General features: G+C 68.0%; 12 protein-coding genes. 4 read left to right on the plus strand and 8 right to left on the minus strand.

The features are described 5' to 3' along the window. Nucleotides 1–6: 6 nt before the first annotated feature. The gene (locus H5407_RS09975) at nt 7–3396 is read right to left on the minus strand and encodes an exodeoxyribonuclease V subunit beta (RefSeq protein WP_255501176.1); all 3390 of its coding nucleotides are present in this window, start codon (nt 3394–3396) and stop codon (nt 7–9) included. Then, the gene (locus H5407_RS24665) at nt 3396–6062 is read right to left on the minus strand and encodes a PD-(D/E)XK nuclease family protein (RefSeq protein ID WP_183104301.1); all 2667 of its coding nucleotides are present in this window, start codon (nt 6060–6062) and stop codon (nt 3396–3398) included. The genes H5407_RS09975 and H5407_RS24665 overlap by 1 nt, the downstream gene beginning before the upstream one ends. Before the next feature lie 187 nt (nt 6063–6249). On the opposite strand from H5407_RS24665, the gene trxA reads away from it, so the two are divergent. The 4 genes from trxA (at nt 6250) to H5407_RS10000 (ending at nt 10296) form a co-directional block, all read left to right on the plus strand. Further along, the gene (gene trxA, locus H5407_RS09985) at nt 6250–6579 is read left to right on the plus strand and encodes a thioredoxin TrxA (protein ID WP_183104302.1); all 330 of its coding nucleotides are present in this window, start codon (nt 6250–6252) and stop codon (nt 6577–6579) included. Nucleotides 6580–6795: 216 nt separating this feature from the next. Further along, complete coding sequence (rho, locus tag H5407_RS09990) at nt 6796–8058, plus strand: transcription termination factor Rho (RefSeq protein WP_183104303.1); 1263 nt, start codon at nt 6796–6798, stop codon at nt 8056–8058. Nucleotides 8059–8203: 145 nt separating this feature from the next. Further along, a complete protein-coding gene (locus tag H5407_RS09995; RefSeq protein ID WP_183104304.1) occupies nt 8204–8461 on the plus strand; it encodes a type B 50S ribosomal protein L31 in 258 nt (85 codons plus the stop codon). 173 nt (nt 8462–8634) lie between these two features. Next, nucleotides 8635–10296, plus strand: a complete 1662-nt coding sequence (locus H5407_RS10000; RefSeq protein ID WP_183104305.1) for a hypothetical protein — start codon at nt 8635–8637, stop codon at nt 10294–10296. 88 nt (nt 10297–10384) lie between these two features. Here the strand turns inward: H5407_RS10000 and phoR are convergent, their stop codons facing one another. The 6 genes from phoR to pstC all read right to left on the minus strand — a co-directional run bounded on the left by phoR (nt 10385) and on the right by pstC (nt 16018). Beyond that, nucleotides 10385–11743: a phosphate regulon sensor histidine kinase PhoR gene (phoR, locus tag H5407_RS10005; protein ID WP_183104306.1), complete on the minus strand. Its 1359-nt coding sequence runs from the start codon at nt 11741–11743 to the stop codon at nt 10385–10387. 61 nt (nt 11744–11804) lie between these two features. After that, on the minus strand, nt 11805–12506 hold the full coding sequence (phoB, locus tag H5407_RS10010; protein WP_183104307.1) for a phosphate regulon transcriptional regulator PhoB: 702 nt from the start codon (nt 12504–12506) through the stop codon (nt 11805–11807). 25 nt (nt 12507–12531) lie between these two features. Further along, nucleotides 12532–13242, minus strand: a complete 711-nt coding sequence (gene phoU, locus H5407_RS10015; protein ID WP_183104308.1) for a phosphate signaling complex protein PhoU — start codon at nt 13240–13242, stop codon at nt 12532–12534. A 98-nt stretch (nt 13243–13340) separates the two neighbouring features. Continuing rightward, the gene (gene pstB / locus H5407_RS10020) at nt 13341–14126 is read right to left on the minus strand and encodes a phosphate ABC transporter ATP-binding protein PstB (protein ID WP_183104309.1); all 786 of its coding nucleotides are present in this window, start codon (nt 14124–14126) and stop codon (nt 13341–13343) included. A 12-nt stretch (nt 14127–14138) separates the two neighbouring features. After that, a complete protein-coding gene (pstA, locus tag H5407_RS10025; RefSeq protein ID WP_183104310.1) occupies nt 14139–15014 on the minus strand; it encodes a phosphate ABC transporter permease PstA in 876 nt (291 codons plus the stop codon). Next, on the minus strand, nt 15011–16018 hold the full coding sequence (gene pstC, locus H5407_RS10030; protein ID WP_255501177.1) for a phosphate ABC transporter permease subunit PstC: 1008 nt from the start codon (nt 16016–16018) through the stop codon (nt 15011–15013). Before pstC ends, pstA begins: the two co-directional genes overlap by 4 nt. Nucleotides 16019–16079 lie beyond the last annotated feature (61 nt).

Here is a 16079-nt window from a genome sequence, read left to right on the forward strand (position 1 = left end):
GGCCCATCAATCCACCTCGACCAGCCGCCCCTGGCCGGTGACGAAGGCCGTGCGCACGGACGCTCCGGGCTGCAGGGCCTGCAACGCCGCGCGGTACTGCTGCAGTTGCTGCACATACTCGGGCTGGCGCTGCGGCGCCTCGTGCAGCTTGTAGTCCAGCACCCACCACTGGGCTGGCGCGCCAGCCTGCGGCCGACGCAGCACCAGGCGGTCCAGGCGCAAGTCCTGGCCCTCATGGCTGACCGGGACCTCGTTGCCGGCCCACTGGAGCTGGGCGGCATCGAAAAAAGGAGCGCAGTCGGGGCTGGTCAGGATGGCGCGCACGCAGCGCTCCAGGCGCTCGCTACGCCGGGCATCCAGGCCGTACATCTGGGCTGCGGCGCCCAGCAGCGTTTCCAGCGCAGCGCCCTGCCCCCGCGGCCCGCTGGCCCACTCCAGCACGCGGTGCATGGCCTCGCCCAGGGCGGCCATCTCGTCGAGCTCGGCCGTGCGCACCACCAGCTCGGCGGGCTCGGCGCGTGCCAGGTCTTGCGTCGGCGGTGGTGCCTCGGGCAGCAGGGGCAGCTCCAGGAGGCTGACCTCCTGGCCGGCGGCGGGCAAGGGCGCAGCGGCCGCCGGCTGCCAGGGTTCGGCCTGCTCGTGCAGGCGCTGCCACCAGCTGCCCGCGCCACCGCCCCGCACAGAAAGGCTGCGGCTGATCACCAGCCGTGACTTGGCGCGGGTCATGGCCACATACAGCGCATTGAGTTCCTCGCGCTGGCGTTCACCCTGCTCGAAGCGCATGAGCGGGTCCAGCGCGGGCGGCGGGCTGCTTTCCGAGGCAATGAAGGCCACGCGCCGGGGCCCGGGCAGGTCCACAGGCCAGTCGATCAGCAGCGTGGCGTGGTCGGCCCGGGCCGGGGCGGCATCGCAGTCCATCAGCACCACGACCCGTGCCTCCAGCCCCTTGGCGCCGTGCACGGTGAGCAGTTGCACAGCATCGGCTTCACTGTGGGCCGGCAGGCTCAGCGCCCGCTGCCGCAGCGCACGCACGAAACCGTAGACGGTGGCGTAGCGCCCACCGTCCAGATCCAGGGCCAGACCCAGCAGAGACTGCAGTGCATGCAGGCGGCTGCGCCGCTCGCTGGGCGGCGCGCACTGGGCCACGCGGGCCAGCAGGTCGCCCTCGGCGAAGATGCGGTCCAGCAGCTCCTGGGGCGTGCTCTGCTGCAGGCGCGCAGACCAGGCCGACAGCAGACTTCGAGCGCGGCACAAGGCCGGCTCCAGTTCGCCCTCATCGGACAGCATCAAGGCCTGCCAGAAGCTGCGGCGCGGAGCCCCCGCGTCTTCCACTTCCGCGTCTTCCACTTCCGCGGCCCCGAGCCGCCGCACAGACCGTGCAGCCAGTGACAGCTGCAGCAGGGCCGCTTCGCTGACACCGAACAACGGGCTGCGCAGAGCATGGGCCAGCGACAGGTCATGCGAAGGCGAGGCCAGTGCGTCCAGCAACGCCAGCATGTCGCGCACATCGGGCGAGTCCAGCAAGGCCAGCTCCTCCGGCGCCACGTGCGCAATGCCCTGCGTCTTGAGTGCCTGTGCCAGCACGCGCAGGCCCTCGCGCTTGCGGGCCAGCACAAAGATGTCGCCGGGCTGCAGCCCGCCCTGGGCCAGCAGCTCGCCCAGGGCCTGCGCGATGCGCTGGGCCTCGCCAGCGCGGCGCTGCAGCTCGGGCTCATGCCGGGCCTCGCTCAGGCTGGGGCGCCAGGGCAGTGCCGACTCGTCGTCCGTGGTCTGTTCGGCCGTGGCGGCGGTCTCCGCTGCCGCAGGATCGGCTGTCGGCTCGGCATCCAGACGGTACACGCCGGCAAGCCCGTCGATACCGCCCGATTCGGTGGTGTGCGGGCGAAAGCCCTGGTACTCCCCCAGGGCCTGGGCCTGTGACAACGCCGCATTCACGGCCGCCAGCACCTGCGGCGCATTGCGGCGCGTGTGGTCGCAGGCCAGCACGGCGGCATCGAGGCCTTGCTGGAGGAAGTCCCGCGCGGCCGCGAACACGCGCGGCTCGGCGCGACGGAAGCGGTAGATGCTCTGCTTGGGATCGCCCACGATGAAGACCGACAGTGGGCGCTGGCCGCTGCCCCCTCCTCCGGCGCCGCTATAGGACGAGAGCCAGGCATGAAGCGCCTGCCACTGCAGGGGGCTGGTGTCCTGGAACTCGTCGATGAGCAGGTGGCGCAGTTGGGCGTCCAGGCGCTCCTGCACCCAGCCGGCCAGTGCCGCATCGCCCAGCACGGCCAGAGCGCCACGCTCCAGGTCGTTCATGTCAACCAGGCCGCGCTGCTTCTTCAGATGGTCGAAGCTATCGACCAGCACCAGGCTCAGCCGCGCCAAACGCTGGTGAAGGCGCTGCGCCTCCTGCTGGTCCAGGCCGCGCTGGACCAGGGCGATCTCATCCGCCAGCGCCACGGCAAGGGGGCTTGTGGCCAGGGCCTTCACGGGCGTGCCGGCCTTGGTCAGCAGCCTGGCGCGCAGCACCTCGAACAGCTCGGCGGCCGACGCCCCTTCGCTCAGGGCCTGCTCGATGGCTGAGGCCGCCTTGCGCATGGTCTCGTTGCGCCCCTGGCCCAGCTCAAGGGCCAGGTCTTGCCACCGCGCGCGCATCGACCCGACGCAGTCCAGTGGCGTCTCCTCGGCGAAGCGCGCGGACACCGAGGCCGGCCCCTCGACGCTGTCCATCAGCACGCCTTGCGCCTCTGCAAGGCGAAGCTCCACGCGCTTGCCGAAGCCCGCCTCCAGCCAGCGCAGGACCTTGCTGCGGCCGCAGTCATCGACCAGGGCCTGGTAGTCGGCCAGCAGCGCGGCATCGGCCAGCACGCGGGCGTGAAAGCCGCGCCAGACTTCGGGCATCAGCTCGCTCTCGTCCTCCAGCAGCTGCAGTTCCGGCGCGATGCCCAGCGCCTGCAGCAAGGCCATGGGCGCGGCACGCAGCAGTTGTGAAAACCAGGCGTGGAACGTGCGGATCTCCACCGGCCGCCCGCCCTCCAGCAACCGCTGCTGCAGGGCTTGCAGCAGCGGCGCCGCGCGCTGGGCTTCGTCGGCGTCCATGCCGCGCTGGACCAGGGCCTCGCAGCGCCCGGCGTGGTCTGCACGGGCGAACTCGGCGAGCCACTCCGCGAGGCGTTGGCGCATCTCGCCAGCGGCCTTTCGGGTGAAGGTGATGGCCACGATCTGCTGGGGCTCGGCGCCATCCAGCAGCGCCCGCAGGATGCGCGACACCAGCATCCAGGTCTTGCCCGCACCGGCGCAGGCCTCCACCACCACGCTGCGCCGCGGATCGCAGGCGACTTGATAGAAGCGCTCGCGCGGCACGACCCGCGCATCGACCGTGTAGGCCGCATTCATCTGGGGCGCCGACATCAGGGACTGCCCTCCCACCAGTCGTCCTTGCGGCACAGGCCGCGCACCGGGCACAAGGCGCAGGCCCGGCCCTCGCCCAGTGCAGGCAAGGCGGCCCCTGCCTGCACCTCGGCCAGGTCCTGTTCCAGTCCCTGACGCAGCAGCTCGGCATTGAGCGCCACCTGGGGATGCGGCAGCAGCTGCAGGCCCTTGCTGTCATCCAGCATCAGGTAGGCGGCCTCCAGTGTGGCACCACTCGCGGCGGCCTCCTCGGCACTCAGCAGGGCGTAGACGGCCAGTTGGGTGTCCTCCAGCGGGCGTTTGAGCCTGTCCTTGATCGCCTCCGTGGACCCGGTTTTGTAGTCCAGCAGCAGGCGCCGCCCGAGCTGTTCGTCGAAGCGGTCCAGGCGCCCCTGCAGGCGCAGCTCGCGCAGCACTGGGTGCGTCCAGGGCTGGCATTGGCGGGGCTGCTCGCCACCCTCGTATTGCCAGCCCGCCGCCTCATGGCCGGCCAGCCAGGCCAGGTAGCGCGGCTGCAGGCGCCGGAAGCTGGCCAGGTAGGGCAGAAACTCGGCCTCGGACAGGCCCATGCGCTGGCGCTCGTGCTCGGCGGCATCGGCCAGGGCCTGGGCGGCATCGTCGGGGCGCTGCTCGCGGGCCAGCTCATGGAAGCGATGCAGCACGGCGTGCAGCCAGTTGCCGTAGTCGCGCTTGTCGAGCTCCTCGACAAGCTCCTCGTCCTCGCGAAGCCCCAGCAGCTGCAGGCCGAAGAACTGGTAGGGGCAGTTGCGCAGGGCCTCCAGGGCGCTGGCGCTGAGGGCCCGCGGTAGCTGACCCGCGGCACTCGCCTGGGCCCTGTGCATGGGTTGGGCCGCCAGGGCACGCCGCGGGCGCGGGTCTTGCCAGGCGGGAATGGCACCGGCTCCGGATTGCTCGCGGGCGGCTTCCAGCCGCTCCAGCAGGGGGCTGCGGGCCAGGGGCTCGCTGCCAGCCCGGTCGCAACGCAGCACGGTCAGGTGCGGCGCACGCAGCAGTTGCACGAAGCCCGCCGCGAGCTGGGCGCGTCGCCCGGCTTGATCGGGCATGCCCAGCTGTCTGGCCAGCGTGTCGGGCAGCAGCACGGGACCCGCGGCCACCTGGCCCAGGGTCAGGGCATCCGCACCGGGCAGCACGATGGCGGCGAAGGGGCGCAGCATGGCCCGTGCCATGGGCGTCACCAGCACCTGCAGGTCCGCAGGCAGTTCAGGGACGAATTGCTGGGCTTCCAGGGTCTCGTTGACCCACTGGACGAAATCCGTGCTGCCCAGCAGCGTACTCTGCAGGGCCAGTTGATGGGCGGAGTCCGGCCAGGGCTCCCGCTGCAGCCACAAGGCCAGCAGCAACTGGCGCCCCGCGGCCTGCTCGCCAAGCCAGGCCAGGGCGCCCAGGCGCTCCAGCAGGCGGCGCAATTGATCCAACCATTGCGCCAGATTACGCTGAGCGGGTCCTGCGCGCAGGATGGCCAGCAGCTCCTGGGCGTCCTGCCACAGACGGCTCGCCGGGCCCTTCAGATGCGTAGCCTGGACCGTGCCTGACTGCACCCAGCCCAGGCGGCGGCATTGCGATTCGAGCTGGTCGACGGCATCGGCGGCCTGGCGTTCGCGCAGTCCCCGTGACAGATCGCTCTTGAGCCACTGCAGCAGCTCGTCGATGCTGGCCCGAGGCTGGGCCGCGCGCAGCAGCGCCATCAGCTGGGCGGCCTCGGGCGTGGTTGCCAGGGTCCAGCCGGTCTCGTCGCCCAGGCGCACGGACTGGCGCTCCAGCAAGGCTCGCACGCGCCGCACCAGCACGCGGTCCTGAGCGATCAGGGCCACGGGCAGCTCCTGCCGGCGGATGTGCTCCAGCACCGTGGCGGCGGTGCACTGGGCCAGTGATTCGGGGTCCTCGCAGCGCGCCTCCTGCAGGCGCACTGGCGGTAGATCCGAAGCCAACTGCTCCAGCGTGCGGTCGGCATCCAGCAGCAGGCAGGGAATGCCGTCGGCGGCTGCGGCCGACAGCAGGGCGTCGCTAAGAGGATCGACGCCGCCGGCGCGCATCAGCACCCAGGCGCTGGGACGCAGGCTGAAGAGGGCATCCGTCGCCGGCACGCGGCTGTCGCTGGCGGCCCATTCGAGCGCCACCAGGGCCAGGGCCTGCTCCAGGTCGGCAGGACCGCTCTGCTGCAGGGCCTGGCGGGCGCGCGGCCAGAAGGCCTGCCGCCCTTGCGGGCCCAGGGCATGGGCATGGCGGGCCAAGGCCTGCGCGGCCTCCACGAGATGCTGCAAAGCCAGTTGCCAGGCTCGCGCGTCCTGCCGGCGCAGATCCTCGGCCCAGCTCTGGCCTGCGAGCAGTTGGCGGGCATTGAGCACGTCGATGGCCGCATCGAAGCTGATCTGGAGGCCCTGCGACAGGGGGCTGGGCCCCAGGGCGGAGGCCAGGCTGTGCGTGGTCTCCATGCGGGGTTGCCAGAGGCCGGTGCTGCGCCAGGCCCTGCGCGCAGAGGCCAGGTGCTGGGCAAAAGGCAGCAGCACGACGGCATCGCGGCTCTGCACGCCCCGCGCCTGCATCCAGCCGGCCATGCGCTGGACGGCCGCCTCCCAGAAGGGCCGGGCCCCATCGCCCAAGCCCAGGGGCAGGTGTTGCGTCTCGATCTGTTGTTCTGCAGTCACGCCGTGCAAGGCTCCGTCCCGACATCCCTGGCGCCCGGCAAGGGGCGGTTCACCAGCCATGAACCCCAATCACCTCGGGCCCTTGGCTCTTGTGTCAGAATCATTGTGCCCTGAGTCCTGCCCCCTGGCGGGCTTGCAAATAGTGACTCGGGCCCCGGCTGCGTGCAGCCTGTCCAAGGACTCATCCATGAGCAGCGAACTGATCAAACACATCTCCGACGCGTCATTCGACGCCGATGTCCTCCAATCCGCCACGCCCGTGCTGGTGGACTACTGGGCCGAATGGTGCGGCCCCTGCAAGATGATTGCCCCCATCCTGGACGAAGTGGCCAAGGATTACGGCAGCCGTCTGCAGGTCGCCAAGATGAACGTGGACGAGAACCGTGAAGTGCCCGCCAAGTTCGGCATCCGTGGCATTCCGACTCTCATGCTCTTCAAGGACGGCCAGCTGGCCGCAACCAAGGTTGGCGCCCTCTCCAAGGCCCAGTTGACGTCCTTCCTCGACGCCAACCTATAATCTCCCCCACATGCCCGGCCCCACTCGGCCGGGCTTGAATGGCCAACATGCCCCAGCCGGTCCGGCTTCGGGGCATGGACTCGGCGCCCAAGCTCCCGCACCTTTTGTTTGTGTTGACTGCCCTGATGCGCTGCGCATGGGCGGCGATGGCGATGGCGACCGAAGATCCTGTCCCGGGTTTCTGGCAGACCCTGGACGACCCAACCGGGTTTCCCCATGCATCTTTCTGAACTGAAAGCGCTTCACGTCTCCGCCCTGATCAAGATGGGCGAGGAGCTGGAGATCGACAACGTCGCCCGCATGCGCAAGCAGGAGCTGATGTTCGCGATCATGAAGAAGCGCGCCAAGGCGGGCGAACAAGTCTTTGGTGACGGCGTCCTCGAAGTACTGCCTGACGGCTTCGGCTTCCTGCGCTCGCCGGACACCAGCTACATGGCGTCCACCGACGACATCTACCTCTCCCCGAGCCAGATCCGCCGCTTCAACCTCCACACCGGCGACATGATCGAAGGCGAAGTGCGCGTTCCCAAGGACGGGGAACGCTACTTCGCCCTGGTCAAGGTCGATCGCGTGAACGGGCTCACCCCCGAGGAGAGCAAGCACAAGATCATGTTCGAGAACCTGACGCCCTTGTTCCCCAAGGAGCAGTTCAAGCTCGAGCGCGAGATCAAGAGCGACGAGAACATCACCGGCCGCATCATCGACCTCATCGCGCCCATCGGCAAAGGCCAGCGCGCCCTGCTGGTGGCCCAGCCCAAGACCGGCAAGACGATGATGATGCAGCAGTTGGCGCACGCCATCACGGCCAACCATCCGGAAGCGCACCTCATCGTGCTGCTGGTGGACGAGCGCCCTGAGGAAGTGACCGAGATGCTGCGCACCGTGCGGGGCGAGGTGATCTCCTCCACTTTCGACGAGCCCGCCGCCCGCCACGTGCAGGTTGCCGAGATGGTGATCGAGCGCGCCAAGCGCCTGGTCGAGCTCAAGAAGGACGTGGTGATCCTGCTGGATTCCATCACCCGCCTGGCCCGCGCCTACAACAACGTCCTGCCCTCCTCCGGCAAGGTGCTGACCGGCGGCGTGGATGCCAACGCCCTGCAGCGCCCCAAGCGCTTCTTCGGCGCGGCCCGAAATGTCGAGGAAGGCGGTTCGCTGACCATCATCGGCACCGCGCTGATCGACACCGGCTCGCGCATGGACGAGGTGATCTACGAAGAGTTCAAGGGCACCGGCAACTGCGAAATCCACCTGGATCGCCGCATGGCCGAAAAGCGTGTCTACCCCTCGATCCTGATCAACAAGTCCGGCACCCGCCGCGAGGAGTTGCTGCTCAAGCCCGAGATCCTGCAAAAGAGCTGGATCCTGCGCAAGCTGCTCTACAACATGGACGAGATCGAGGCGATGGAGTTCATCCTCGACAAGATGAAGGCCAGCAAGAACAACCACGACTTCTTCGACATGATGCGAAGAGGCGGGTAATTCCGGCCTTCGAGCGCCGCCTCCCACGCCGGGTAGGCGGCGTTTTCATTTGTGGCTATAATCCGAGTTTTTCCGCCGCCAGAAAGTGCGTCACATGGTGTGACGTGGCTCCCGGCACTGAACCAGCTACGGCGAGAGGTTTCCCATGAAAGAAGGCATTCACCCCAACTACCGCGACGTGGTGTTCGTGGACCAGTCCAACGGCTTCCAGTTCGTGACGCGTTCGACCGTCCAGACCAAGGAAACCATCACCGTCGACGGCAAGGAATTCCCGCTGGTCAAGCTGGAAACCACCAGCGAGTCGCACCCCTTCTACACCGGCACTCAAAAGAGCGTCGATAACCTGGGTGGCCGCGTCGAGAAGTTCCGCAACAAGTTCGCTCGCGTTGGCATCAAGAAGTAAAAGCCCGCGGTCGCGCTTCGAGCGTCGAGCCCCACACGAAAGGCAGCCCTGGCTGCCTTTTTTCATGTCCACGTCCCATGCACATGCGCCTGGCGCCAGCTGCCGCATGCCACCGGCCCTGCATCCGCCCGTATTTGGGGCATGATGCGGCCTTCAAGCCCTCTGCCGCCTGCGTGAATCAAGCCACTCCCGCCATTGTTGCCGAACGCGGCGCCCAGCGCCTGCCCCGGCTGGCCCTGCTGCTCTTCTGCGCGGCCTATGTGATCCCCGGCGTCTTCGGCCGCGACCCCTGGCGCAATGCCGACCTCACGGCCTACGGCTTCATGGCCAAGATTGCCGCCGGCCTCAGCCCCTGGCACCACCCCGAACTCGGCGGCGTCACGACGGATGGCGGACTGCTGCCCTACTGGGTGGGCGCCCTCTTCATCAAGCTGCTGCCCATGCTGGATCCCGCCCTGGCGGCCCGCATCCCCTTCGCGCTGATCCTGGTAGGCGTGATTGCCCTGGTCTGGTACAGCAGCTTCCATTTCGCCCGGACGGAGGCCGCTCAGCCGGTGGCCTTTGCCTTCGGCGGCGAGGCGCAGGCGGTGGACTATGCCCGCGCCCTGGCCGACGGCGCCCTGCTGGCTCTGGTGGCCTCGCTGGGCCTGCTGCTGCTGGGCCATGAGACCACGCCGGAGCTGCTGCAACTGCTGGGCATGGCGCTGTTCGTCTACGGCATGGCGGCGGCCCCCTTCCGGGCCCTGAAGGCGCGCCTGGCCCTGCTGCTGGCCTTGCCCATCCTGGCTGCCTCCGCCGCACCGGCCGTGGCCTTGATGCTGGGAGTGGGCGGCGCGCTGATCTGCTGGCGCTCTGCCTATGAGCCGGTGCGCGCCAGCATCCTCTGGGTTGTGCTGGCGACGGTGCTGTCCGCCTTGCTGGCCTGGGCCTTGGGCAGTTGGGCCTGGCGCCTGCAGGCCCTGCCCGGTGCCGACTTTCCGCTGCGCATCGGGACCCTGCTGCTGTGGTTCGCCTGGCCCGTCTGGCCGCTGGCCCTATGGACGCTGTGGCGCTGGCGCGCCTATCTGCAACGCCGCCATGTCAGCGTGCCGCTGCTGGCCGTGCTGGTCTCCCTGCTCAGCTGCCTGAGCATGGGCGGCTCTGACCGCGCCCTGATGCTGGGCCTGCCCGCTCTGGCCGTGCTGGCGAGCTTCGCCCTACCCACCTTCAGCCGCAGCATGAGCGCCATGCTGGACTGGTTCTCCATGTTCTTCTTCAGCGCCATCGCGCTGTTCATTTGGCTCTACTACCTCTCCATGCAGACCGGCTGGCCGGCCCAGCCCCTGGCCAATGTGCGCAACCTGGCCAAGGGCTTCGAGCCCACCTTCCACCCCCTGGCACTGCTCTTTGCCACCCTGGGGACGGCGGCCTGGCTGGGGCTGCTGCGTTGGCGCACAGCGCGCCACCGGCATGCGCTGTGGAAGAGCATGGTGCTGCCTTCAGGCGGCGTGGCCCTGGCCTGGCTGCTGGCCCTGACCCTGTGGCTGCCAGTGCTGGACTATGCGCGCAGCCACCGGCCCCTGATCGAGCGATTGGCCCGCGTCATGCCGCCGGATGCGCTCTGCCTGGCCACACCGGGCCAGGCGCTGTCGCTGGTGGCGGCGCTGGAAGTCCAGGGGCACTGGAAGGTCGATGCCCTGCGCAGCGCGGCTGACACGCAGTGCCCGCTGCTGCTGCTCCAATCCGACGACGCCAGTGCCTCGGCGCCCGCCGCCGGCTGGCAGCTGATCGCAACGGTCAAGCGACCAACGGACCGGACCCAGTCCTACCGCTTGTATCAGCGAGAGCCACGCTGAGCGGCGCGAGCGCGGGGCACCCTGCCCTGCCCTGTGCCGCTGTACAGTCCCGGGCGGCCCTCAGCAGGCGCCGTCCTCAAGGAGGCGCTCAGAAGCTCCCTTCGGGCACGCGCGCGGCCTCGATGCCCAGCGCCTCCACGGAACGTACCCGCGCCGCCGGCAAGGCCACGCGGAAGCGCGAGCCCTTGCCCACCTCGCTGTCGATCTTCAGCTCGCCGCCATGGCGCTGGGCCACGTGCTTGACGATGGAGAGGCCCAGTCCCGTGCCGCCGGTATCGCGATTGCGGCTGCCATCGACACGGTAGAAGCGTTCAGTGAGGCGCGGCAGATGCTCTCGGGCGATGCCGGGGCCGGTGTCGCACACGCTGATCTCACCCGAGCCATCGGCCAGCAGCGCGAAGCTCAGCTCGATGCGACCGCCGTCCGGCGTATAGCGCACCGCGTTGTTGGCCAGGTTGGCGACCGCGCTGAGCAACTCCGCCTCCACACCGGCCAGCTCGGCCGCCGGCCCGCTGTGCAGCACCAGCTCATGGCGGCCGTTGGACAGAGCCGAGGCGTCGCTCAGCACGCGCTGCAGCAGGGCCTGGGCCACCAGCCAACGGTCCGCATCCGGCCGCGGGCTGCCTTCCAGCTGCGCCAGGGTCAGGAGGTCGCTTACCAGGGCCTGCATGCGTTGCGTCTGCTGGTTCATGAGGCTCAGCACACGCTTGCGCTCCGACTCCGTCAGCGGCAGGGACGCCATGGTTTCGATGAAGCCGGCCAACACAGTCAGCGGTGTACGGATCTCGTGCGAGACGTTGGCCACGAAGTCGCGCCGCATGGCCTCGGCGCGTTCGCGCTCGGTGATGTCCTGGGTCAGCACCAGGCGCATGCCCTCGCCATAGGCCCGCACCACCACGGCCAGGGTCAGGCGGCCTCGCACATGCGGCAGCACCAGGGGTTGGCCGTAGTCACCCGACTGCAGCAGGGCCACGAAGGCCGGGAAACGCACGAGGTTGGTCACGCGCTGGTCGCGATCACGGTGCGGGTCCAGCGAGAAATGATCGGCCGCGACGCGGTTGCACCAGCGGATGTGGTCCTCGGCATCCAGCATCAGCACACCATTGGGTGAGGCCTCGATGGCGGACAGGAACTGCAGCAGCTCCTGCCTCTCCCGCTCGATGGCGCGGTCACGGTCGCGCACGGCGCGCTCCACGCGGTAGGCGAGCTCGCCCCACAGCCCGCGGTCACGCGGCGCCGAACCGGCCAGCGCGCCCCGCAGCCACTGCATGAGGCGGTGCGCGCGCAGCGAGTCCACCGTGAACAGCGCGGCCACGCCGATCAACGAGCCCGTCAACGGCGGCAACCACGGCAGCTGCGGCCACCAGCTGCCCAGCAGCCAGGCAAGACCTGCCCCCAACAGTACCGCCAGCGCCGCAAGCACGATGCGAGGCAACATCCAGGTCATTTCAATTCCTGCAACATGACCCGCCTAGGGTCGATACCAGACGTCCTTGTGCGTCGCTCGATCATGCGGAAACTGCGGCCACCTGCTGCGTCAGCCGGTAGCCGGCGCCCCGCACCGTCTCGATCATGCGCTGGCACTGCACCTTCTCCAGGGCCTCGCGCAGGCGCTTCACGTGCACATCGACGGTGCGCTCCTCGATGAAGACGTGGTCGCCCCACACGCGGTCCAGCAGCTGCGAGCGGCTGTGCACGCGCTCTGGGTGCGTCATGAAGAAGTGCAGCAGGCGGAATTCGGTCGGACCCAGCTTCACCTCCACGCCGTCACGGCTGACGCGGCGTGTGCCGGGGTCCAGGCTCAGCGGGCCGACCTCCACCACCGAGTCCAGCGCCTCGGGCGCCTTGCGGCGCAGCACGGCGCGGATGCGGGCCAGCAGTTCGTTGGTCGAGAAGGGCTTGGTGAGGTAGTCGTCTGCACCGGCGTCCAGGCCGGAGACCTTGTCGCTCTCTTCGGCACGCGCCGTCAGCATGATGATGGGCAGCTCCTTGGTGCGAGCGGCCGAGCGCCATTGGCGCGCCAGGCCGATGCCGGACTGGCCCGGAAGCATCCAGTCCAGGACCACCAGGTCCGGCAGCACACGGTCCACTTCAAGCTGGGCCTGATCGGCACTGCCGGCCAGGGTCACCTCGAAGCCGGCGTGGCGCAGGTTGATGGAAATGAGTTCGGCGATTGCGGCTTCGTCCTCGACGACGAGAATGCGGCTCATGGTTCGTACTCCTTGTCGTTGAGGGTCAGGGCTTGACCATGGTGGCCACGGCATCCGGCGTGTTGTGACGCACGTCCGTGCCCTTCACCACGTAGATGATCACTTCGGCGAGGTTCTTGGCGTGATCACCCACGCGCTCGATAGCCTTGGCCACGAAGATCAGGTCGATGCTGGCCGAGATGGTCCGGGGGTCTTCCATCATGTAGGTGATCAGCTTGCGCATCAGGCCGTCGAACTCCTTGTCGATGGCGTCATCCTGCTTCAACACTTCCAGGGCACGATCCACATCCAGGCGTGCAAAAGCATCCAGGGCCTTGCGCAGCTGGGCGGTGGCAAGCTCGGCCTCAAAGCTGAGGTCGGACATGGGCAGGCGCAGCCGGCCGGACACGCCCTCGTTGATCAGGCGCTGCACGGTGCGGGCCACGCGCGCAGCTTCGTCGCCCACGCGCTCCAGGTTGGCGATGGTCTTGGACACCGCGATCAGCAGGCGCAGGTCGCGGGCCGTGGGCTGACGTCGGGCGATGATGCTGGAAAGGTCGCGATCGATCTCGACCTCCATGGCATTCACGCGCTCCTCCGTCTTGAGCACGGTCGCAGCCAGGTCGCCGCTGAAGTTGATCAGGGCCTCGACCGACTGCGCCACCTGGGCCTCGACCAGGCCCCCCATCTCCAGCACGCGCGTGGAGATGCCGCTCAGCTCGGCATCGAACTGGGTGGAGAGATGCTTGTCACTCATTCTTTTGCTCCTTGGGGCGGCTGGCGCATGGGGCCGACCGCCTGTGCATTCCTCGGCGCAGGCCTGGCCTGCGCCCCAACATCAACAGGGCCACGGCCTCAGCCAAAGCGCCCGGTGATGTAGTCCTCCGTGTCCTTGCGCTTGGGCTTCATGAAGAGCTCGGCGGTGGGGCCAAACTCGATCAGGTCGCCCAGGTACATATAGGCCGTGTAGTCCGAGCAGCGGGCGGCCTGCTGCATGTTGTGGGTGACGATGGCCACCGTGTAGTCGGTCTTCAGCTCGTGGATCAGTTCCTCGATCTTGCCCGTGGAAATGGGATCCAGTGCCGAGCAGGGTTCATCCAGCAGCAGCACCTCGGGCTTGATGGCGATGCCGCGGGCGATGCACAGGCGCTGCTGCTGGCCGCCGGAGAGGCCGGAGCCGCTCTGATTGAGCTTGTCCTTGACCTCGTTCCACAGCGCGGCCTTCTTCAGGGCCCATTCCACACGCTCGTCCATCTCCACGCGCGGCAGGGTCTCGAAGAGACGGACGCCGAAGGCAATGTTGTCGTAGATGGACATGGGGAAAGGCGTGGGCTTCTGGAAGACCATGCCCACCTTGGCGCGGATCAGGGAGACGTCCTCACCGCTGGAGAGGATGTCGCTGCCGTCCAGCAGGATCTCGCCTTCCGCGCGCTGCTCGGGATAGAGCTCGAACATGCGGTTGAGCGTGCGCAGCAGCGTGGACTTGCCGCAGCCGGACGGCCCGATGAAGGCGGTGACCTTCTTCTCCGGGATGTCCAGGTTGATGTTCTTGAGGGCGTGGAAGTTGCCGTAATAGAAATTCAGGTTGCGCACCGACAGCTTGGCACGCTCCGTCACGGGCATTTCGACCTTGGTATCCATGAGTCTCTCGCTTCAGTGCTTTTTCTTGAACAGGACGCGCGCCAGGATGTTCAGCGCCAGCACGCCCATGGTGATGAGGAAGACACCCGCCCATGCCAGCTTCTGCCAGTTTTCATAGGGGCTCATCGCGAACTTGAAGATGGTGACCGGCAGGCTGGCCATGGGCTCGCCCAGAGACGAAGTCCAGAACTGGTTTGACAGGGCCGTGAACAGCAACGGCGCGGTCTCGCCGGAGATGCGGGCCAGGGCCAGCAGCACGCCGGTGATCACGCCGGCACGGGCCGACTTCAGCGTCACCGAGAGAATGACCTTCCACTTGGGCGTGCCCAGGGCATAGGCGGCCTCGCGCAGGGCATTGGGCACCAGGCTCAGCATGTTCTCGGTGGTGCGGATCACCACCGGGATCACGATCAGGGCCAGGGCCAGCACGCCAGCCAGGCCGGAGAAGGTCTTCATGCGCGAGACCACCACCGCGTAGACGAAGAGGCCGATCACGATGGACGGCGCCGACAGAAGGATGTCGTTGATGAAGCGCACCGCGGAGCCCAGGCGCGTCTTCTGCCCGTACTCGGCCAGGTAGACGCCCGCCATGATGCCGATGGGCGTGCCCAGCAGCGTGGCAAGGCCCACCATGGTGATGGAGCCGAAGATGGCATTGGCCAGGCCGCCGACTTCCGCCTGCGGGGGCGGCGTCATCTCGGTGAAGGTGGCCCAGTTGAGGCCACCCAGCCCCAGACGGACGGTCTCGAAGAGGATCCAGATCAGCCAGAACACGCCAAAGGCCATTGCCGCCAGGGACAGGGTCAGCGCGATGGCATTGGTGCGCTTGCGACGCGCATGGTGGCGCAGACGCTGCGCGTCCATCGCCGGAGCAACAGAGGTATTCATGCGCGGGCTCCTTCGCCCTTCTTCAGGCGGCTCAGCAGAATCTTGGAGAAGCTCAGCACTACGAAGGTGATGAAGAACAGCACCAGGCCCAGGTAGATCAGCGAGGCCTGGTGCAGACCCTCGCCGGCTTCGGCAAACTCATTCGCCAGGGCCGAGGTGATGCTGTTGGCGGCCTCGAAAATGGAGGGCGAGTTCAGCTGGTTCATGTTGCCGATCACGAAGGTGACGGCCATGGTCTCGCCCAGGGCTCGACCCAGGCCGAGCATCACGCCACCGACCACGCCGGTCTTTGTAAAGGGCAGCACGACCTTCCACACCACTTCCCAGGTCGTGGCGCCCAGGCCGTAGGCCGATTCCTTCAGCATGGGCGGCGTGACCTCGAAAACGTCGCGCATCACCGAGGCGATGAAGGGAATGATCATGATGGCCAGGATGATGCCGGCCGACAGGATGCCAATGCCCACCGGCGGGCCGGTGAACAGCGCGCCGATGTAGGGCACGCCGTCAAACAGTTTCTGCAGCGGCTGCTGCACGAAAGTCGAAAGGATGGGCCCAAAGACCAGCAAGCCCCACATGCCGTAGACGATGGAGGGCACAGCTGCCAGCAATTCCACCGCGATGCCCAGCGGGCCGCGCAGCCAGCCGGGGGACAGCTCAGTCAGGAAGATTGCGATGCCGAAGCTCACCGGCACAGCGATCAGCAACGCAATGAAGGAGGTCATCAGCGTGCCATAGATCATTACCAGGCCACCGAACTTCTCCTGCACGGGGTCCCAATCCTTGCTGAGCAGGAAGCCCAGGCCGAATTCGCGGATCGCCGGCATGGCGCCCAGCAGCAGGGACAGCAGGATACCGGCCAGCAGCGCCAGCGTCAGCCAGGCGGCGCCTTGCGCAAGGCCAGCGAACAGCGCATCGGCCCACGGCAGGGTGCGACGGCGCTCAGGCGGCTGGCCTTGGGGCAGCACCCTCTTCTGGGCACGGTCCCGGTCGGTGGTGTCGGTCATAGGGGGAGTCAGTACGGCGGCCATGGGAACCTCCACGATACGGTGCTTGAGCAGTTCAGGC

Origin of the sequence: Mitsuaria sp. WAJ17 (assembly GCF_014174515.1) — a bacterium.
GTDB lineage: Bacteria > Pseudomonadota > Gammaproteobacteria > Burkholderiales > Burkholderiaceae_C > Roseateles_B.